At 72.9% G+C, this 19,106-nt stretch carries 13 protein-coding genes and 1 pseudogene; 8 read left to right on the top strand and 6 right to left on the bottom strand.

Features of this window, described 5'->3' with window-relative positions; translation table 11 throughout:
• Positions 1 to 182: 182 nt before the first annotated feature.
• A complete protein-coding gene (locus ACFWBB_RS13400; protein WP_385270286.1) occupies positions 183 to 1,829 on the top strand; it encodes a sigma-70 family RNA polymerase sigma factor in 1,647 nt (548 codons plus the stop codon).
• Positions 1,830 to 1,862: 33 nt separating this feature from the next.
• On the opposite strand, the gene ACFWBB_RS13405 is transcribed toward ACFWBB_RS13400, so the two are convergent.
• Positions 1,863 to 6,944 carry a hypothetical protein gene (locus ACFWBB_RS13405; RefSeq protein WP_385270288.1) on the bottom strand — a complete coding sequence of 1,694 codons (5,082 nt, stop codon included), beginning with the start codon at positions 6,942 to 6,944 and terminating at the stop codon, positions 1,863 to 1,865.
• A gap of 595 nt (positions 6,945 to 7,539) precedes the next feature.
• Between ACFWBB_RS13405 and ACFWBB_RS13410 the strand changes: the two genes are divergently transcribed.
• The 4 genes and pseudogenes from ACFWBB_RS13410 (at position 7,540) to ACFWBB_RS13425 (ending at position 11,627) form a co-directional block, all read left to right on the top strand.
• Positions 7,540 to 8,496, top strand: coding sequence for a GlxA family transcriptional regulator (locus ACFWBB_RS13410; RefSeq protein WP_385270290.1), 957 nt, complete (start codon positions 7,540 to 7,542; stop codon positions 8,494 to 8,496).
• A gap of 258 nt (positions 8,497 to 8,754) precedes the next feature.
• Complete coding sequence (gap, locus tag ACFWBB_RS13415; RefSeq protein WP_385270292.1) at positions 8,755 to 9,753, top strand: type I glyceraldehyde-3-phosphate dehydrogenase; 999 nt, start codon at positions 8,755 to 8,757, stop codon at positions 9,751 to 9,753.
• A gap of 289 nt (positions 9,754 to 10,042) precedes the next feature.
• A pseudogene (locus tag ACFWBB_RS13420) lies at positions 10,043 to 10,162 on the top strand (short-chain dehydrogenase); the annotation flags it as partial.
• A 112-nt stretch (positions 10,163 to 10,274) separates the two neighbouring features.
• Entirely contained in the window at positions 10,275 to 11,627 is a 1,353-nt protein-coding gene (locus ACFWBB_RS13425) for a cytochrome P450 (protein ID WP_385270294.1), read from the top strand.
• Here the strand turns inward: ACFWBB_RS13425 and ACFWBB_RS13430 are convergent.
• Positions 11,608 to 13,776 (bottom strand): FUSC family protein, encoded by a 2,169-nt coding sequence (locus ACFWBB_RS13430; RefSeq protein WP_385270296.1) that lies wholly within the window; start codon positions 13,774 to 13,776, stop codon positions 11,608 to 11,610. The two genes, ACFWBB_RS13425 and ACFWBB_RS13430, sit on opposite strands and share 20 nt — an antisense overlap.
• A 168-nt stretch (positions 13,777 to 13,944) precedes the next feature.
• Here ACFWBB_RS13430 and ACFWBB_RS13435 point away from each other — a divergent pair, with 168 nt between their 5' ends.
• Complete coding sequence (locus ACFWBB_RS13435) at positions 13,945 to 14,262, top strand: hypothetical protein (RefSeq protein ID WP_385270298.1); 318 nt, start codon at positions 13,945 to 13,947, stop codon at positions 14,260 to 14,262.
• Between the two features lie 177 nt (positions 14,263 to 14,439).
• On the opposite strand, the gene ACFWBB_RS13440 is transcribed toward ACFWBB_RS13435, so the two are convergent.
• Together ACFWBB_RS13440 and ACFWBB_RS13445 are read right to left on the bottom strand one after the other, a co-directional pair.
• Positions 14,440 to 15,375: an SGNH/GDSL hydrolase family protein gene (locus tag ACFWBB_RS13440; protein ID WP_385270300.1), complete on the bottom strand. Its 936-nt coding sequence runs from the start codon at positions 15,373 to 15,375 to the stop codon at positions 14,440 to 14,442.
• Between the two features lie 197 nt (positions 15,376 to 15,572).
• Complete coding sequence (locus tag ACFWBB_RS13445; RefSeq protein WP_385270302.1) at positions 15,573 to 15,743, bottom strand: TetR-like C-terminal domain-containing protein; 171 nt, start codon at positions 15,741 to 15,743, stop codon at positions 15,573 to 15,575.
• A 417-nt stretch (positions 15,744 to 16,160) separates the two neighbouring features.
• On the opposite strand from ACFWBB_RS13445, the gene ctaD reads away from it, so the two are divergent.
• The gene (gene ctaD / locus ACFWBB_RS13450; RefSeq protein WP_385270304.1) at positions 16,161 to 17,852 is read left to right on the top strand and encodes a cytochrome c oxidase subunit I; all 1,692 of its coding nucleotides are present in this window, start codon (positions 16,161 to 16,163) and stop codon (positions 17,850 to 17,852) included.
• Positions 17,853 to 17,871: 19 nt separating this feature from the next.
• Positions 17,872 to 18,219 carry a cytochrome C oxidase subunit I gene (locus tag ACFWBB_RS13455; RefSeq protein ID WP_385270306.1) on the top strand — a complete coding sequence of 116 codons (348 nt, stop codon included), beginning with the start codon at positions 17,872 to 17,874 and terminating at the stop codon, positions 18,217 to 18,219.
• A gap of 155 nt (positions 18,220 to 18,374) precedes the next feature.
• Here the strand turns inward: ACFWBB_RS13455 and ACFWBB_RS13460 are convergent, their stop codons facing one another.
• Positions 18,375 to 18,542, bottom strand: a complete 168-nt coding sequence (locus ACFWBB_RS13460) for an SDR family NAD(P)-dependent oxidoreductase (RefSeq protein ID WP_385270308.1) — start codon at positions 18,540 to 18,542, stop codon at positions 18,375 to 18,377.
• A 42-nt stretch (positions 18,543 to 18,584) separates the two neighbouring features.
• Positions 18,585 to 19,055: an STAS domain-containing protein gene (locus tag ACFWBB_RS13465; protein ID WP_385270339.1), complete on the bottom strand. Its 471-nt coding sequence runs from the start codon at positions 19,053 to 19,055 to the stop codon at positions 18,585 to 18,587.
• Positions 19,056 to 19,106: the final 51 nt, after the last annotated feature.

A 19,106-nucleotide genomic window follows, 5' to 3' on the forward strand; every position in this document is an offset into this window, starting at 1 on the left:
CCGAAGCGCGACATCGCGGCCGACGCCCGCGGGCGGGATGTGACGTCTCCCATTGCACTCATGGCACCGCAGCGGTGAACCTCTCCTCGCACGGATTTCCGAGGAACTGTTATCCGGCGCACCCGCAGAGATCCCCCATGTGACGGACAACAGCGTTCGGCGTCGAGGACAGGGAAGTCGCAATGAGTACACGGCACACGGTGGAGGCGGTGGCGCTGGTCACCGCCGCCCGGTCGGGCGACCAGGCGGCCCAGGACGCGCTCGTCGGTGCGTACCTTCCGCTCGTCTACAACATCGTGGGCCGGGCGCTGAACGGCTCCGTGGACGTCGACGACGTCGTGCAGGACACCATGCTGCGCGTCCTCGACTCGCTGGACTCACTGCGGGACCCCGCGAGCTTCCGCTCCTGGCTGGTGGCGATCGCGATGAACCAGGTCCGTGCACACTGGCACCGGCAACAGCCCGCCCAGGGCGCCATGGAGGAGGCCGACGACGTCGCCGACCCGGGTGCCGACTTCGTCGACCTGACCATCGTGCAACTGCAGTTGTCCGGCCAGCGGCAGGAGACGGCCCGTGCGACGCGCTGGCTGGAGCCCGACGACCGGGGGCTGCTGTCCCTGTGGTGGCTGGAGTGCGCGGGCGAACTGACCCGGGCCGAGATCGCCGAGGCCCTGGCACTGTCGCCGCAGCACACAGCGGTCCGGGTACAGCGGATGAAGGCGCAACTGGAGGCGGCCCGCGTCGTGGTGCGGGCACTGGACGCGCGGCCGCAGTGCCAGGAACTGCGCGGTGAACTCGCGGGCTGGGACGGCCGGCCCTCGGCCCTGTGGCGCAAACGCACCGCCCGGCACGCACGCGGCTGTGTCCAGTGCTCGGGCCTGTGGAGCGGGCTGATGCCCGCGGAAGGGCTGCTGGCCGGCCTGGCGCTGGTCGGGGTGTCGTCCGCACTCCTGGCCAGGGCGAACTCCGCCGCCGGCACCGCCGTCGTGGCCGGCTCGGCGTCCCCGCTCGACGGGGCCGAGGACCTGGGCGGGCTCGTCCGTCCGGCGAACGGCGCCGCCACGAGGGAACGGACCACCTCCCGCGCCGGTGCCCGGCGCAGGCGGCGCACCCGCCGCAGAGCGGTCGGCGGTGCGGTCGTCGCCGCCTGCGTGGCCGGTGGCGGACTCTACTACTTCGGCACGCAGCCGGACGGCGGGACGGGGGAGAGCACCGCCGTGCAGCCCGCGAACGACGCGCTCGTCACGGACCACCCCTCACCGGACAGCGCCCGCAGCAACTCGCCGTCACCTTCCCCTTCTCCCACGGCGTCCGCGTCGAAGTCGCCGAGCGCGAGTCCTTCGCCGAGTCCGCGCGCGAGCCGGACCGTGTCCGCGGCGGCCCCGGCGAAGTCGCCCCAGCCCAAGCCGCCGGCCTCCACGACCCCGGCCGTCAAGGCGGGTGCGTCCGATCGCGCGAGCCAGGTGATCGCACTGGTCAACGAGGAGCGGGCGAAGGCGGGCTGCGGCCCGCTCACGGAAGATCCCCAACTGCGCGACTCCGCCCAGGGCCACTCCGACGACATGGCCGCCCGCGACTTCTTCGACCACGTCAACCCCGACGGCGCCGACCCCGGTCAGCGCATCACGGCCGCCGGGTACCGCTGGTCCACCTACGGCGAGAACATAGCCAAGGGGCAGCAGACGGCCTCGTCGGTGATGACGTCCTGGATGAACAGCGAGGGCCACCGGGCCAACATCCTCAACTGCTCGTTCAAGAACATCGGTGTGGGGATCCACGACGGGGCCGGCGGCCCGTGGTGGACACAGAACTTCGGCGCCAAGCTGTGACCCCGCGCGGGGCGGGCGGTTTCCCCGCGGCGGTCACCCCCCGTTCGGCGGGGCGGCCGGTGCCAGGTGGCCTCCCGGATCCCGCAGGAGCTCGGCGTTCGCCCCGTCGGCCAGCATGCGCCGCACCGCGGGCGCGGGCATCCGCACGACCACCGGCTCCGGCAGGGTGACCTCCTGCACGGCCGTCGAGCGGCGGCCCGAACGCACCCGGTCGCTCACCTCCGCCACCACCCGCACATCCAGCGTGAACTGCACCAGCACCGACTCGAACTTGGGCTTGTGCAGCGGAATCGACCCGCCCGCGTTGGCGGCGGTCGCGGTGGAGCCGCCGGAGCCGTCCACGGCGCCCAGGAACTGGTTCATCCGGAACTCGTCCGCGTTCAGCACCCCCGCGCCGAGCAGACCGCGCGCCGCCCGGCCGTGCTCGTTCGCCTGCTGGCCGTCCGTGCCCGCCGGGCGCGGCGCGTCCAGCCCGCTCTGCGCTACCGTCTCGAAGGTCATCTTGTCGCCCACGCCCAGCACCCGGCCGCCGCGCAGCCGGGCGTGCAGCGAGGCGCGCAGGTCCTGACCCGACACGCCGGTCGCGTGCAGCGGCGGCAGGTCCACTCCGGCGGCGGTCAGCAGCGGCAGCGCCGCGATCAGCCACTCCGTGGAGACGGCCTCGCGCAGCAGGTGGAAGGCCGCCTCGCCGCCGGTGCGGAACCGTGCGCCGCCGCCCGCCCGCTGGACCGCGTCGTCCACCGCCTGCTGCACCCTGGGCGTCCCCCGGAACCCGTTGACCTGGGCCTCCATCGGCAGCCGGACCCCGGAATCACGCCAGGGACCGAGCCGGTCGGCGCCCGCGTCCCCGGCGGCGACCGCGTGCACGCCGACCTGCTGGGGCGGCACCGGGGCGAGCCGCGACAGCGCACGCAGATCCGCGGCGAGCACCCGGTGCGTCAGGCTCAGCCCCTTGAGCGGCGCGAGGGCCACCCGGCGGTCGCCGGAGAAGATCTCCAGGGTCGCCTCGATCGGCACGTTCATCCGGGCCGACGGGGCGGAGGCCGCCTCGGCGACGGTCTTCACGCCCAGCTGGGCGCGCCCCACGCTCGCGGAACGGCGCGAGTCGCTCGCCGCGAGACCGAGGCCGGCCGCCGCGCCGAGGCTCTTCAACTGTCCCGCGCCGCCGTCGGGTTTCCCCGAACCGGCCACGACCGCCTCGACGCCCCGGGTGTCGCTCTCGTCGTGGGTGGTGGCCCGCTGGGCGGCGGCGGAGGTGATGTACTCCATGTCCCGGCCGTCGGACGCCGTCTCCACATAGCTGCCCCGCCCGGTCCTGCGGATACGGAACACCGCCCGGTAGGGCCGTCTGCGCCCGTCGAACAGCTCGACGCCCACCCCGCCGTCCATCGCGCTCGACAGCAGGCCCGCCGAGCCGTCCCGGTCGAGCACCCGCAGCAGCCGCTGCACATTGTCGTTGCGGTCCGTCAGACGGGTGCGCGGCAGCAGGTCGTCGGCGAGGGAGGCGCCGAGACGGCCACGGATCCCCTCCAGCAGCGGCACGAAGTCGGGCAGGTCCTCGATCATGCCGAAGCCGAGCGGCAGCGACTCGGCCAGGGCGGGAACCGGGGCCGGGGGCAGCAGGGGCGCGCTCCTGGGTGCGCCGCCGGCGTTCGTCGAGGCCGCCGCCGAGGTCTCCGCCCGCCCTTCGGCCCGCTTCTTCCCCGCAGGCCGCGAGGACTTCCCCGACGTGCCCGCCGACGTAGTGCCCGAGCCGGAGGCCGGGTCCTCGCGCCGTTCCTCACCCGGCAACCTCAGCCCCGCCGCCCGCAGTTGGCGCTCGGTGAGCCACACCGCGACGGCTCCCGGCACGGTACGGCCCCCGCGCGCCACGTACGGTCCGCCGCCCGTCACCGCGACCTCGGCGACCATGCGTACCACCAGATCGCACTGGACCAGGTACAGCGGGCTCTTGCGGGCGGTGTGCGCATTGCGTTCGACGGTACCGGCCAGGGTGGACGCCGTCGTGTCGCCGTGGCCCAGGGCGCGGCGCGCCCAGACGCCCACGGCGAGCCGCCCCACGGCGCCGTTCTCCGAGCCCGTCAGACCGCCCTGCACGGAGACGTTGTGACTCGTTCCCTCCTGCCCGGTCACCTGGTGCCCGCCCAGCACGAAGGTCTCGGTACCCGCGCCGATGCCCTGGTGCACGACCCGCGGACGGGTCAGCGCGAACCGGGTGCCGACCGCCCCGGTCAGCCCGGCCAGCCGCCGCGCGTGCCGCAGGTTCTGGACCACCCAGCCGGCCGACACGGCCTGCCGCAGCGCCGCGGTCACCGCCTGCGGGCTGAACCGGTCCTCGATCGCGAGCCGCGGCGCGAGACCCTCCGTCTCCAGCGCCCGGTCCTCCCGCGCCTCCCTGTTGCGGGCGGCGGCCCGCGCCAGCAGCTCGAAGGCCAGGTCCCGCACCGGCTGTCCGTCGCCCACGGTCTCCACGAGCGTCCAGTCCCGAACGCCGCGCCCGCCGCCCAGCTGCCGGGCCGTCAGTCCCGCCAGGTCGCCGATGCCCGCCGCGGCGAACTCCGTCCGCGCCTCGCGGTGGCCCGCCGTGCGGGCGGCGGTCACCTCGTCCAGGTGCCGCTTGGCGCCGCCGTCCAGGGTGAACGCGGTCGGGGTGAGCAGACGGACGTCCTGTGCGTCGAGGGGCAGGGTCCCCACGCGCTCGGCGGCGGGAGCGTCCCGCCCCGGTGTGCCGGGGGTGAGCGCACGGGCCGCCTTGCGCTGCCGGGACGTCATCGTCACGTCGACGTTCAGGCTCAACGCCCCGCCGAACACGCTCGCGTCCTCCGAACCGTTGGTGAGGACGTCGGTGCGCAGGGTCGGCCCGGCCTGGCCGCGCCGGGTCGTCGTACGGCCCTTCTCGGCACGCGCCGACATGGTCAGCGCACCGGGGATCAGCCGGAACTGGCCGAGAGCCATCCCGCCGACCGTGCGTGAACTCGCCCGTCCGCTCTGCAGGTTGCTCGCCACACCCGCGTGGCTGCGGACCAGCCAGTCCTTGGTCTCGCCGAGGTGACCGGTCTCCCGCAGCGCCCCGGTGACCTTCACCTGCACGTCGTGTGCGTGGAAGCGGGACTTGCGGCGCAGCCGCACCCGGATGCCGGTGGACAGCAACTGGTCCTTGTTGACCCGCAGGTTGGCCTCCGACAGTACGGTCACCAGCTCGCGGTAGTTGCGCCGCTGGACCTCGGCCTCCTCGGGGCTGAGATCGCGCGGCTGTTCCTCCTCGCCGAAGGCGGGAAGGTACCCGGCCAGCCGGGTGTCGGTGGCGAACAGCCGCGTCACGGCCCGCATCATCGGCGCCGTGTCCAGCCGGCTGATCGCCACGCTGGAGCCCATCGCGCCGAACGGCAGGTGCCGTACGTCCTCCTCGGGGGCCCGGCCCTCGGCCTCCGCCGCCCGCTCGCCGTTCTCCGCGGGGTCCTGTTCGGTCGCCGTTGCCTTTCCCTTGCCCTTGACGTCCGTCCCGGGGCGTTGCGGACGCCTGACGAACTCACCGGCCGTCACTCCCTCCGGCAGCGGCAGCCCCAGCTCCTGGGCCTCGTCGGCCCGCAGGGAGATCCAGACCCGCATCGTGTGGTGCGCGGTACGGCCACCGCCCCGCGCCCGGGTCAGGGGCGAGGTGGGACCGGTGCCCTCGACGGTGAACAGCACGGTGCCCAGATAGAGCACCTTCTCGCCACGCACCTCCGCGCCCTGCCGGCTGGACACGGTCTGTTCGGCCACGCTGAACCGCGCCTTGCGCGCCCCGGCGACGGGCATGACCGTGCCGCGCACGGCGGCCGCGCTGCCCAGGACACCGAACCCGGCCGCCGGACCGACGCCGAAGACACCGCCCCGGCCCTTGCCCGCGGTGTCCGTCACCGCGTGCTGGGCCTGCTGATGGGTGCGCAACTGTGTCTTGCCGGTACTCCAGCCGGGGGCCAGCCCGGTGATCGCGGCCCGCATCCGGTAGGTACCGGTGGTGCTGCCGTCCCTGCTGGTCAGGTCCTCGCCGACCACACCGTCGCGCAGCAGCCGGGGCAGGTCCTCCAGCACGGTCGCGGTGGCGGTGGCCTCGTACAGCCGGGCCCGGCCGGGAGCGCCCGGCCAGGTCAGGGACGGGTGCAGGGCGGAGGCGACCGCGTCGAAGAGCCCGCCGCCGCCCTGGTGCGGGGCGGCCGGATCCGAGACGGCGAACGGCGCCATGGAGTCGGCCAGGGACACGGCCCGGGCGGTCCCGGGGGCCACCGGGCGCGGACGGGGCACAGGACCGGCGGTGGCCGGTACCAGATGCTCCACCGGCACCCGCATGGTGAGAGCGCCGGAACCGGCGGCGTTCCGGGCGGCGCGCTCCCCGTCCTTCATGATCCGCACGTTGTAGCGGACCCTGCGCGGCACCTCGACCGACCCCTTGTCGCTGCGCAGTACGCGCGGCTCCGCCATGTTCCGCTGGGTGCGGGAGTCCCGGGACGACTGGAAGGGCTGGGCGTTGACGGTGGCCGCCCCGCCGAGCCAGACGCCGGGTACGACCGGGGCCAGCCCGAACGCGGTGAACGCCAGGCCCTTCGACGCGGACCCACCCGTGCTCTGCGCGACGGTGGCGGCCGTGTTGTGCTGCACATCGACCTTGGTGGCCGCGCCCTCGCTGTCGGCACCGGCGGGCGAGAAGACGCCGGGACGGTCGTCGTCGGCGGGGGAGAGACTGACCGTGACGTCGTAACGGTCCGTACCCCGCACCCCGGTGACGGCGAACGCCCGGCCGCGCCCGTAGAAGGACTCGGGCCGCCCGGCGAGCTCCGCGGCGATCTCGGCGACCACGCCGTCACGGCGCCCGACGGCGTCGGCCAGGGTGGTGGTGACGAACTCGTGCCCGGTGAGGCCGTACGCCGTGGACAGCCCCGCCGCCTCCATGTCCCGCAGATACGGCGGGAGTTCGAGGGCGTCGTCACCGACCTCCGCGATGGCGGGCGGTACCTGCGGCGGCCTGCGGCGGACGGCGGACGGACCGGCCGCGTTCAGGGCGGCGACGGTCGCCGCGTTGCCCGCGGTCTGCTGAAGGCCCAGCAGGGGGTTGTGGGCACCGCTCCGACCTGCCACACGGGGCACGGTGGCCGCCCGGGGGGACCGCTCGCGGGCACTGCCGTGACGGTCGTCGCCCGCCTGTCGCTGTTCTCGCACGCGCGTCAGCGTAAGGACGCCCCGGCGTCCGGACAGGCAGCGCGCGAAGTGTTCAACTGCCGTACGCCTGGCGGTCGTCGGCCTCACCACGACGGCGGGTCCCACGGAGCCCCGGCCGAGCGGCGCACCAACTGGCGGGACTCGCGAAAGAGATGGGCCCCAGGGGTTACGAGACAGATGCGCCCTGCGCCATCTGGGGGAGACTCCCGAGCGCGAGCCGGCCGGCACCTGATCGCACACGATCCGTCGGAGCCCGTCAGCAGGCAGCAGGCAGCAGGCAGCAGGCAGGAGGCAGGAGAGCAACTCGCCGTGCCGTCCCCGACGGCATGGCCGACGCACGCGTCCAGGCGCATGCGTCGGCCGGCCGGGCATGCGGTCGGCCTGGGCATGCGGTCGGGCTGGGCGGGTGGTCGGGCTGGGCGGGCGGTCCGGCTGGGCGGGCGGTCCGGCCGGGTGTCGGCCGCTGAGTGTCGGGTCGGCGAAGGCGCGCTCCGCGCCACGTACCCTGTTCCGGGTGTCGTCCTCCCGCCTGCAACGTGTCGCCGTCCTAGTGCTCGAGGGGGCCAAACCGCTCGATGTCGGCATCCCGGCGCAGGTGTTCGCGACCCGCGCGAGCATGCCGTACGAGGTGCGGGTGTGCGGCGCGGCCCCCGGTCTGGTGACCGGCGGCGACGGTCTGTCGTATCACGTGGCCCACGGCCTGGACGCGCTGGAGTGGGCCGACGTCGTCTTCCTTCCCGGCTACCGCTTCCCGGACCGCGACGACCCGCCGCAGACGGTCCTGCACGCGCTGCTGGCCGCCCACGCCCGGGGCGCCCGGCTGGCCGCCATCTCGACGGGAGCCTTCGCGCTCGCCGCCACGGGCCTGCTCGACGGCAGACGCGCCACCACCCACTGGCACTACACCCGGGCACTGGCGGCGAAGCACCCGCTCGTCCAGGTCGACGAGAACGTCCTGTTCGTGGACGAGGGCAGCGTGCTGACGTCGGCCGGCGCCGCCTCCGGCATCGACCTGTGTCTGCACGTCCTGCGCCGCGACCTCGGCGTGGCCGCCTCGAACCACGCGGCCCGACGCCTGGTCGCCGCGCCCTACCGCAGCGGCGGCCAGGCGCAGTACGTGCCGCGCAGCGTGCCCGAGCCGCTGGGTGAGCGGTTCGCCGCCACCCGGGAGTGGGCGCTGCACCGGCTCGACGAACCCCTCACCCTCGAGACGCTGGCCCGGCACGCCGCTGTCTCGGAGCGCACCTTCTCGCGGCGCTTCGTCGAGGACACGGGATACACACCCATGCAGTGGGTCATGCGCGCCCGTATCGACATGGCCCGTGAGCTGCTCGAACGCTCCGAGCGCAGCGTCGAGCAGATCGCGGGCGACGTCGGACTCGGTACGGGGGCGAATCTGCGGACGCACTTCCAGCAGATCCTCGGCACCACACCGAGCGAATACCGGCGCACCTTCGCGAAGGGCGAGTAGGCGAGCAGGCGAGCACGCGGATAGGGGGAGCCAGGGCACGCAGGGAACCGGGAGAAGCGGAAGAGAAGCGGGAGAAGCGAAGGCGCCGGGGGCGTCGGCAGCGCCGGGTGGGTGTGCCCGGGTGGGCCCGGGTGTGCCCGGGTGGGCCCGGGTACGGCTGCGTGGCGAGATCCTTTCGAACCATGGCGCTCACGCCCTGGTCATGAGCGGACGCCGCACGCGAGGCTGGTGGCGAACCACAGGGAAGGGACCCCACTCATGACTCGCATCGCCGTCAACGGATTCGGCCGCATCGGACGAAACGTGCTGCGCGCGCTCCTCCAGCGCGACAGCGACCTCGAGATCGTCGCCGTCAACGACCTCACGGAGCCCGCCGCCCTCGCCCAACTGCTCGCCTTCGACTCGACGGCCGGCCGGCTGGGCCGCCCGGTCAGCGTCGACGGCGATGTCCTCGTGGTCGACGGCCGGCGCATCAAGGTGCTCGCCGAGCGCGAACCGGCGCGACTGCCCTGGGCCGAGCTCGAGGTCGACCTCGTGCTGGAGGCGACCGGCCGCTTCACCTCGGCCAAGGCCGCCCGCGCCCACCTCGACGCGGGCGCCAGGAAGGTCCTGGTCAGCGCGCCTTCCGACGGTGCCGACGTCACGCTCGCGTACGGCGTCAACACCGACGCCTACGACCCGGAGCTGCACACGATCGTCTCGAACGCGTCGTGCACGACCAACGCGCTCGCCCCGCTGGCCGCCGTGCTCGACGAGCTCGCCGGCATCGAGCACGGCTTCATGACGACGGTGCACGCCTACACGCAGGAGCAGAACCTCCAGGACGGCCCGCACCGCGACCCGCGCCGCGCCCGTGCCGCCGGCGTCAACATCGTGCCGACCACGACGGGCGCCGCCAAGGCGATCGGCCACGTGCTGCCGAACCTGGACGGCAAGCTGTCGGGCGACTCGATCCGGGTGCCGGTTCCGGTGGGCTCGATCGTCGAGCTCAACACGACCGTCGCCCGCGACGTGACGCGCGAGGACGTGCTGGCGGCGTACCGCACCGCCGCCGAGGGCCCGCTCGCCGGCATCCTCGAGTACTCGGAGGACCCGCTGGTCTCGTCCGACATCACGGGCAATCCGGCCTCCTCGATCTTCGACTCGGCTCTCACCCGCGTCGACGGCCGCCACGTCAAGGTGGTCGCCTGGTACGACAACGAGTGGGGCTTCTCCCACCGTGTGATCGACACCCTCGAACTCCTCGCCGCGCGCTGACCGCAGGCGGGACCGACCCCGCCGCCCGTTCGCGGACCGATCAGCGAACGTCCGGCGGGAACGCCGCCTACCGCACCGCCGCCTACCGCACGCCCCGCCTCGGCCGTGCTCCGGCTCGCGGTGGACGCGGGCAGGGGTGTGGGCGCGGGTGTGGGCCGTGCGGTCAGCGGGTGTGGGCCGCGTGCGGTCAGAACGACGGCGCGGGCGTACCACCGATTCCGGCGGCCGTGGCGAGCCGCAGCCCGGCCTCGTGCGCACTGCCCGGCAATGCGCTCAAGATCACGATCTCAAGGGATTGCCGGACATCCGCGTCAACGCCGTCGATCCCGGCTGCACGGCCACCGATCTCAACGGTCACAGCGGCCCCCAGTCCGTCACCGAAGGCACCGACGCGATCGTCCGTCTCGCCGGTGTCACGGGCAGTGTCACGGGGAGTGTCACGGGGAGTGTGCGATCCCGTACAGTCCGCAGTGTCAGTGCTCCGGCACAGCCAAGTGCAGCGGTCGACCAGGAGAAGAATCATGGGCCCCGAAGCCGGCCTCGGCTCCCTTTCGCACAGTCCCGGAGAGGCACGGCAGCTCCCCGAAGCCGGGCCTGAACTCGTGCAGCGGTGGCGTTCGCAGGGAGGCGAGCTGGTCGAGCTGCTGACCCAGGTGCGCGAACGGGTCGGGGGCGTCGCCGCGTTCCGCCTCGGGCCGTCCCCGACCGTCCTCGTCACCGACCCGCAGGCGGTCCAGCACGTACTCGCCCGGAACCCGGAGCGGTACGTCAAGCGCTCCCACCGCGCCCGTCTGCTGATCGGCGACGGGGTCCTCGCCGCCGACGGCGCGGCGTGGAAGCGCCAACGCCGCCTGCTGCAGTCCCAGTTCACCGGTACCGGGATGCGCCGCTACGAACACCGGATCACCGAGGCCGCCCGGACCACCGTCGAGCGCTGGGCCGGGTACGCCCGGACCGGGCGGAGCCTGGACGTCGGACAGGAGATGCGCCGCTTCGCCCTGGACGCCATCTGGCGCTCCCTCACCGGGCACCCCCTCGACGACGGCACCGAGCGCGAACTGGACGCCGTGGCCACCGTGGCGACCGCCCTTCCCACGCTGCCCGCCGACACCACCGAGGCCCGGGACGCCGTGGCCGCCGATCTCGCCCGCATCGACGCGGTCGCCGAGCACGCCGTCGAGGCCGCCCGCGAAGGGACGGCCGGCCCAGACGGCCCGGGTCTGCTGCACGTCCTGACCGACGCCGCCTCCGAGCACCCGGAGTACACCGGCCAGCTGATCCGTGACGAACTCGTCACGCTGCTCGCGGCCGGCCACGAAACCACCGCAACCACCCTGACCTGGCTCTATCTCCTCCTCGACCGGTACCCAGCGGCCCGCGAGGAGGCTCTCGCCGCCGGCGGCGAAGGCTCACCGCAACGCCGCCAGGCCATCCAGGCGCTGATCCACGAGACACTCCGGCTCTATCCGTCCGCCTGGATCCTGCCCCGCCGTGCCATCGAGGACGACACCCTCGCCGGCTACACCGTCGAGGCGGGCACCGACATCCTGGTCTGCCCGTACCTCACGCACCGGGATCCCGAACTGTGGCCGGACCCGCAGCAGTTCGATCCCCGGCGTTTCCGCACCCCGGACCGCCGGCCGGCCCACCCGGGTGCCTACTTCCCCTTCGGCATCGGTCCCCGCGCCTGCCTCGGTCTGCAATTCGCGCTCCGCGAATCGACCGTCCTGCTCGAACACCTGTTGCCGCTCCACACCCCGGCCTTCTCCTCCACGCCCACGAAGGCGGCGTACGGCATCACCGTCCGCCCCGACGGCCCCACCACCGCAACCCTGGCGGCCCAGGGGCCGCCGGTCAGGACGCGGTCGTCCTGACCGTCCGCACCGTCCGCACCGTCCGGGTCGTCCGGGTCGTCCGTCGGCCGGTGCTGGTGCGGAGGTCCGTCGCGAGCGCGTCGAGCCACACCTCGATGTCGGTCAGGAGTGACAGGACCCGGGGCGGGACCTCGGACGGCAGAGCGGGCGGCGGGGTCAGCGGGACCGGGACACCGCCCGGGGGCAGGTCCGCCGCTCGGACGATGGCCGCTTCCGCTTCTTCGGTGACGTTCCTGGCCCAGCGCAGGGCGGCGGGCGGCAGATCGGGTGGCCGGTCCGTCCGGGGCAGCCAGTAGGCGCCTACGAGGACGCGGGAGCCGAAGTTCAGGGCGGCGAGGTAGTCGGGCTCGGTTTCCTCGTGGGTGTGAGCGCGACGGTGGGCGTGGCCGGAGGGCTCTGTGCGGTACTGCGCGTACGAGCCTTCCGCCATACGAAGCCGGTGCCGGGTCAGCCGGAGGGCCTCATCGGCGGCGTCGCCGTGTCCCGCCGGGCCGTCACCGGTCGCGGCGGCGGTCGTGGCCCGTACCACTGGCGCGGCGGCCCGGAGCAGAGCCGTGATACTGCGCCGCGTCTCGGCGCGGGCACCGAAAGGCCAGGCGAGCACACCGCACAGCAGCCCGACGGCGCTCCCGGTCAGCACGTCCACGACACGCATCTCCGCGAGCCGCCAGGTCACGGGCGCGATCTGGGCGAACGCCGTGGAGACGACCAGGGTGAACAGCCCCTGCGCCCAGGCCGGCCCTTCCAGGGGGCCGACCGCGAAGGCGATCAGCATCATCGGGACGAGCAGGTACGCGTACACCTCGGTGGCCTGCCCCGCCCCGATGAGGAGCAGGCCGGCGGCGACCGCGCCGGCCAGTGTGCCCACGACGGCCGCGCGGACGGCGGACCAGGTGGCGACCGCAGTGGTCCGCCCCAGGGTCAGCACGGTCAACAGCACCCAGAAACCGTGCGACAGGTCGAGCGAACCCGCCACCAGGCGGGCGAGTGCGAGACCGCACGCGCTGCGCAGCGCGTTCTGGAACACCACGGAGCGCCGCGTCAGGTTGCCGGTGAGCCGGATGACGAAGAGGTGGACCACCGACGTCCGCGCGTACCAGAACTGCTCCCGGGGCAGGCCGTACACCGGCCGGCGACCGCCGTACGCCAAGGCGACGGCCGTGTGGACGGTCACGGCCGAGACCGTGATCGCCAGCACCGTCGACTGCCCCAGCAGTACCTGGTGTGAGCGAGCGGGGCGTCCGCCGGTGGCGCCGTCGCGTGCGGCCCGGAACTGGGCGATCATCTCCTCGATCCGCTCGGGGCCGGCCCCGGGGCGCGCCCGGCGCAGCGCGTCGGCCGTTTCGGAGCACGCGGCCGCGGTGCCGCGCAGGAGGTTCTGGGAGGCCATGTCCGCGGGCGCGGGTCGCATCTCGGTGAGGGCGGCCAGTTGGTCCACGAGCCGCCGGGTCGCGGAGCCCGCCTGGGCCAGCGCCCGGTCCGTCAGTCCCGCCCCGGTCGGACGGGAACCGGCCGGCTGCCGCGAGAAACGCAGGCCCCGGCCGGCCGCCCTCAGCCGTCCGGCCAGGCCCGGTTCCGGGTCCCCGGCGCGAATCAGGGAGCGGGCGGCCCGGGCCGCGAGGTCCAGGGTGTCGGCGATCCGGTCCCGGTACGACGGATCCGGCGGATCCGGGAACACCGCCACCTCGCACAGGATGAGCGACGCCCCGCCCACGGCGACCCCGGTCAACCGCTGAGGCAGCGTTTCCGGTGCGAAGGGCGGGAAGCAGGCGAGGATGTAGAACAGCTGAAGTCCGGGGACGGTGCCGGCCAGACGAGGTCCGCACATCGCACCGAACGTCAGCACGAATCCGACGAGCAGCATGCCCACCACGGCCGACCAGGTGTCCACGGCGAGGGCCGTGCCGGCGGTGGTGAGGACAGCGGCGGCCGGCCAGGCGCGCAGCACGGTCCCGGCGCGCCGACGTCCCGAACCCGGCACCGGTGAGAGGACGCCGAACGCGATGGGCGTGAACAGGGCGTAGACGGCCATCACGGGCTGATCGAGGAGGTAGGTCGCCGGATAGAACCCGGCCGCCGCGGCGATCGTGACTCGCGCCGCACGCCGGCCGGCCCCGACGGATTCGGCGAGCGACGGCCGTCTGGGCATCAGCGCTCCTCTCCGCGCGCCACCCGAGGATCATCCGCGGCTTTCAGTGTCGCGCGGCTCGGGTGATCACGCAGGCGGGCACCGGCGCTTTCGGGCCTGCGCGGAGAGAGTGGAGATCGACCGCCCGCTCCGGGGTAGGGGAGAAGGGAGTCCGAGGAAAGGAAGACCATGACGACGTATGTGATCACCGTGCCCGGCACCTTCACGGCCGAGGTCGAGGAAGCGACGCGAGCGCGGCTGAGTCAGGCCCTGCGCCCCGTTGATCCGCACCGCACGCGGATGGGCAGCGAGCAGGACCTCGACCCCCTGACCGTGAACGAGGACGACACGTTCACCATCCGGCTCGCCGTCGAAGCGGACACCGTTCCGCACGCGGAGGCGGATGCCCGCAGGCTCGCGGACTCGGCCCTGCTCGCCGCCGGACTCGACGACACGAGCGCGCCGCTGGGACCGGCGGTGATCACCGGCATCGACTCCGACATGTGAGTCGGTGACACGGGCAGGCTGCGGGGCAGGGCTGCCGGGATCGGCACGGGTTCCAGGGAACCGGCGCGGCGGCAGACGGCGTCGAGCGCCTGCCGCCTGCCGCCTGCCGCCTGCCGCCTGCCGCCTGCCGCCTGCCGCCTGCCGCCTGCCGCCTGCCGCCCGGTGGTTGCGCGCCGGTCAGTGGCCGCCCCGCCCGTGTGTCAGGCGCTGCCACAGCGCTCCCGCCATGGCTGCCTCACCCTTGGCGTTGGGGTGCGCGGGAGCCGCCGGAGACGTGGGCTGCAACGGCTCGATCCACCGGTCCGCCGGGGACTTGCACATGTCGTGGCCGATGGTCGGACCGTAGGTGTCGACGTACTCCGCGTGGTTCCAGCGCGCCACCAGACGGAGCATCAGGTTGAGGTGCTTGCCCGTGTCCCGGAGATAGGGGAAGTCCCGGGTCGCGAACGGCACCGCGGGCGCGCAGCCGCTGCCGTCGTCGGGCAGCAGGTCCGGGTAGCCGACGACGAGGATCCGGGCGTGCGGGGCCCGGTCGTGCACGGCCTGGAGCACCTGGGCGACCTTGGGCGCCGTTTTGGCGATGGCGACGGTGAGTTGGTCGACGCCCGAGACGCCGTAGTGGCGCTGGCACGGGTTGCCGGTCGGGTCCTGCGGGGCGAGCCGGGCACAGGTGCCGATGATGGAACCGAAGCCGATGTCGTTGCCGCCGATCTGGACGGTCACGATGTCGCTGTTGCGGCCCACCGCGTCGAGTTGGGGGCCGTTGGTTCCCTGTGGCTTCCACATCTGCTCGGTCGTCGCCCCGCCGCAGCTGACGTCCTTGAACGTGGTCGCCCGCAGCCGTCCGGCCACGATCGACGGGTAGTTGTGGTCGGAACGCGCGCAGTTGGCGTCCACCTGCCGGGGAATGAGAGGACCGGAGGTGTAGGAGTCGCCGAGCGCCACATACCGATTCCCGCCGCCGCCGCCGCCGCCACCACCGCTGCCCCCACCGTGCGCCGCCGCGGGCACCGCGGAAGCCGCGACCAGGGCGCAACTGCCCACCGCCGCAAGCAAAGCGACGCTCTTCCGGCCCCGACCGACCGGTACGCCCGTGCGTATGTCCCGCTGCATCGAGTTCCTCCCCCTTGAAGCCCCTGGAAGCCCACGCTCCACCGGTGACGCCGCCCGTACGGTCGGCATACCGTTCGACTGGGCTTGTATACCGCCCGGTAGGTCACCGGGGCCAGAGTCGGGAGCGAACGGGTTGCCGAGGCGGTGCCGCGCCCGCACCCGCCCCCGGTGGTCACCCGCCACCGCCTGACCTTTCGTCAGAAGCAATTCTCCCGGAGCAGGTTGGCGACCAGGCTGTCCGCGAACTCCTCGTTGACGGGGCGGCTGGGCGTCACCAGGCGGTGGTGGCAGGCGCCCCGCAACTGGTCCACCAGAACCTCGGGGTCGACGTCGGGGCGCAACCGGCCGTCGGTCTGCGCCCGTCGCATCCACCGGACCGCCAGTTCCCGCCGCGTCTCGTCACACCGCGGGACATCGCCGAGACCGTGGCCTTCCCGGCCGGCCCGGGACCCTGGGTCGACGGACAGGTTCTCCACGTGAACGGCGGCATCGCCTGAGCGCGTCGTCGGCTTCCGGGGGTGGTGCGACCGGAGGGCGTGCGATGCGGGAGCGGGCCGAGGGGCGGCGTCCGCCGGGGAACCGGAACGCGTGGCCGCGTCGGCCGGTCCGGGATACGGCCACATGCCCCGCCTGGCCGGGGGATTACTCCACTCGTGGGCGGGAATCACCCGATCAGCCGTATGCCGACCGCTGTGGGGCATCCCTCCCGATATCGAGCCGCGAGGATGACCGGTGACTCACGTCATGGCGCGAGCGAACCGCGAGCATCAGGGAGAAACACACCTGTGACCATCCTCAACGGCCCGGAGCAGTCGGCCGCCGCCCCCTACGACAGCGAATTGCCGGTACGAGGCAGGCAACCCGGCAATGTCGTGGTGAAGTGGCTGACGACCACCGACCACAAAACGATCGGCACCCTCTACCTGAGCACGTCCTTCGTGTTCTTCCTCATCGGTGGCGTCATGGCGCTGCTCATGCGCGCCGAACTCGCCCGCCCGGGATTGCAGATCATCTCGCCCGAGCAGTACAACCAGGCGTTCACGATGCACGGCACCGTGATGCTCCTGATGTTCGCCACCCCGCTGTTCGCCGGCTTCACGAACTGGATCATGCCGCTCCAGATCGGCGCGCCGGACGTCGCGTTCCCGCGCCTGAACATGTTCGCCTACTGGCTCTATCTCTTCGGCTCGTCGATCGCCGTCGGTGGCTTCCTCACCCCGCAGGGCGCCGCCGACTTCGGCTGGTTCGCCTATACCCCGCTCTCGGACGCGATCCGGACGCCGGGCCTCGGCGCCGACCTGTGGATCATGGGTCTGGCGTTCTCCGGCTTCGGCACCATCCTCGGCGCGGTCAACTTCATCACCACGATCATCTGCCTGCGCGCGCCCGGTATGACGATGTTCCGCATGCCGATCTTCACCTGGAACGTCCTGCTGACCGGTGTTCTCGTCCTGTTCGCCTTCCCCGTCCTGGCGGCCGCGCTGTTCGCCCTGGAGGCGGATCGCAAGTTCGGCGCCCACATCTACGACCCGGCCAACGGCGGTCCACTCCTGTGGCAACACCTCTTCTGGTTCTTCGGCCACCCGGAGGTGTACATCATCGCCCTGCCGTTCTTCGGCATCATCACCGAGATCATCCCGGTCTTCTCCCGCAAGCCGATCTTCGGGTACATGGGTCTGGTCGCCGCGACCATCTCGATCGCGGGTCTCTCCGTGACCGTGTGGGCGCACCACATGTATGTCACGGGTAACGTGTTGCTGCCGTTCTTCTCCTTCATGACCTTCCTCATCGCCGTCCCGACCGGTGTGAAGTTCTTCAACTGGATCGGCACGATGTGGAAGGGCTCCATCTCCTTCGAGACACCCATGCTCTGGGCGGCGGGCTTCCTCGTCACGTTTCTCTTCGGCGGTCTGACCGGCGTCATCCTGGCCTCGCCGCCGATGGACTTCCATGTCTCCGACTCGTACTTCGTGGTGGCGCACTTCCACTACGTCGTCTTCGGCACCGTCGTCTTCGCGATGTTCGCCGGCTTCCACTTCTGGTGGCCGAAGTTCACCGGCAAGATGCTCGACGAACGACTCGGCAAGATCACCTTCTGGACCCTGTTCGTCGGCTTCCACGGCACCTTCCTGATCCAGCACTGGCTGGGCGCCGAGGGCATGCCGCGCCGGTACGCCGACTACCTCGCGGCCGACGGCTTCACCGCCCTGAACACGATCTCGACGATCAGCTCGTTCGTCCTCGGTCTGTCGATGCTGCCCTTCCTCTACAACGTCTGGAGGACCGCCAGGTACGGCAAGCCGGTCGGCGTCGACGACCCCTGGGGCTACGGCCGCTCCCTGGAGTGGGCGACCACCTGCCCGCCGCCGCGCCACAACTTCCTGACCCTGCCGCGGATCCGCAGCGAATCCCCGGCGTTCGACCTGCACCACCCCGACATCGCGATGGCCGAGGCCGAGGCCCATGGGGTCCGCTGACGACCAGCGGGGGACACCCATGAGTGAGATGCCGTGGCAGGGAGCCGTAGGGGCCCGGCTCGGGAACGAGGCGGAGGGGTATCTCCTGTGGCAGGCCACGATCGCGGTGGCGGAGGAGCGCGCGCGTGAGTTCGTCCGGCCCATGGACTGGCTGACCGCGTCCCAACGCGTGGAGATCGAAGGCCACTACGTCACCGACAGCCTCAACCGTGCCCGCCAGGACCTCGAACGCATCGCCGCTCGCTGTGTGTCCCTGCGGGGGGAGTACGAACTGCGCTACCGAAAGCTGCGTCTGCGCTGTGTGGCGTGGGCGCTGGCCGTCTGCGCGGGCCTCGCCCTCGCGGCGGCCGTCGCACTGACCCGCTAGCGCGGCAGCCCGACCCGCGCCCCACCCCGTGGGCCCCGCCGCGCCCCCACCCCGGCAGGCCCCGCCGTGACCGGTCGCCCTGTGGGCCCCCGCCGTGAACCAGCCGCCGGGCGGGGGCCTTCGGCGCGAGTTCGGTCCGCCGGCCCTTCCCGTGGTTACCTCGCCGTCAGCGGTGTGAGCCGGTCCGCGAGGTCCTCGAGCCGCTGCGCCCGCCGGGCCACACGGAAGGTGTTCCAGCCCTCGGCGGCCAGCCGCCCGGCGTAGGCCGCGCCGATCCCGGAGGAGGCTCCCGTCACCAGCGCCGTGCCGCTTTCCGTGCTCATTCCGTGCTCACTCGTCCCTCGCCTTCTCGCCGCGTCCGGGCCTCAGCGCACGTCGTACGTGACTGACGGCTGCGCTGCCGCCCGCCCCTTGGTGTCCGGGCAGACGAAGCGGTAGAGCTGCACCTTGAGGCGCGTTCCCACCGTGGAGGCCGGGGGCCGGGGCGATGCCGCCGCGCAGCACACGCTCGTCCTCGCCCGGGCCTGGGACAGCGTGCGCGTGACGCGCAGGATGCGTTCCAGACCGGCTTCACGCAGTGCCTCGGCGACCTGCTGGTGCCGAGCGGTGACACACAGGAAGACGCCGTACCGCTCGGCGAACGGGCGCAGACGTACCAGCAGGTTCATGAGCGAGGCCCACAGTTCCGCGGAGTCCAGGTCGACTATGACGGCCGGTGTGTCGCAACGCCGCAGCTGGGTGCGCACGTGTCGCTCGGCGGCCGAAGCGTCCTCGGATTCGACGACCCCGTGGAGTTCGACGACCCGGTGGGTGCGGTCGAGGCGGTAGCTCTTCACATGCAAGGCTCACTCCCGAGCAGTAACAGAAGGTCCGGTGCGGCCGCGTCC

Origin of the sequence: Streptomyces sp. NPDC060000, assembly GCF_042737375.1 — a bacterium.
In the GTDB taxonomy this organism is placed as follows: Bacteria; Actinomycetota; Actinomycetes; order Streptomycetales; family Streptomycetaceae; genus Streptomyces.

What these genes read in the sequence shown, in the direction of transcription:
- ACFWBB_RS13400 (WP_385270286.1), top strand. Translation starts at nt 183, where the DNA reads ATGAGTACACGGCACACGGTGGAGGCGGTGGCGCTGGTCACCGCCGCC.
- gap (WP_385270292.1), top strand. Translation starts at nt 8,755, where the DNA reads ATGACTCGCATCGCCGTCAACGGATTCGGCCGCATCGGACGAAACGTG.
- ACFWBB_RS13425 (WP_385270294.1), top strand. Translation starts at nt 10,275, where the DNA reads ATGGGCCCCGAAGCCGGCCTCGGCTCCCTTTCGCACAGTCCCGGAGAG.
- ACFWBB_RS13430 (WP_385270296.1), bottom strand. Translation starts at nt 13,776, where the DNA reads ATGCCCAGACGGCCGTCGCTCGCCGAATCCGTCGGGGCCGGCCGGCGT.
- ACFWBB_RS13435 (WP_385270298.1), top strand. Translation starts at nt 13,945, where the DNA reads ATGACGACGTATGTGATCACCGTGCCCGGCACCTTCACGGCCGAGGTC.
- ACFWBB_RS13440 (WP_385270300.1), bottom strand. Translation starts at nt 15,375, where the DNA reads ATGCAGCGGGACATACGCACGGGCGTACCGGTCGGTCGGGGCCGGAAG.
- ACFWBB_RS13445 (WP_385270302.1), bottom strand. Translation starts at nt 15,743, where the DNA reads ATGCGACGGGCGCAGACCGACGGCCGGTTGCGCCCCGACGTCGACCCC.
- ACFWBB_RS13455 (WP_385270306.1), top strand. Translation starts at nt 17,872, where the DNA reads ATGAGTGAGATGCCGTGGCAGGGAGCCGTAGGGGCCCGGCTCGGGAAC.
- ACFWBB_RS13460 (WP_385270308.1), bottom strand. Translation starts at nt 18,542, where the DNA reads ATGAGCACGGAAAGCGGCACGGCGCTGGTGACGGGAGCCTCCTCCGGG.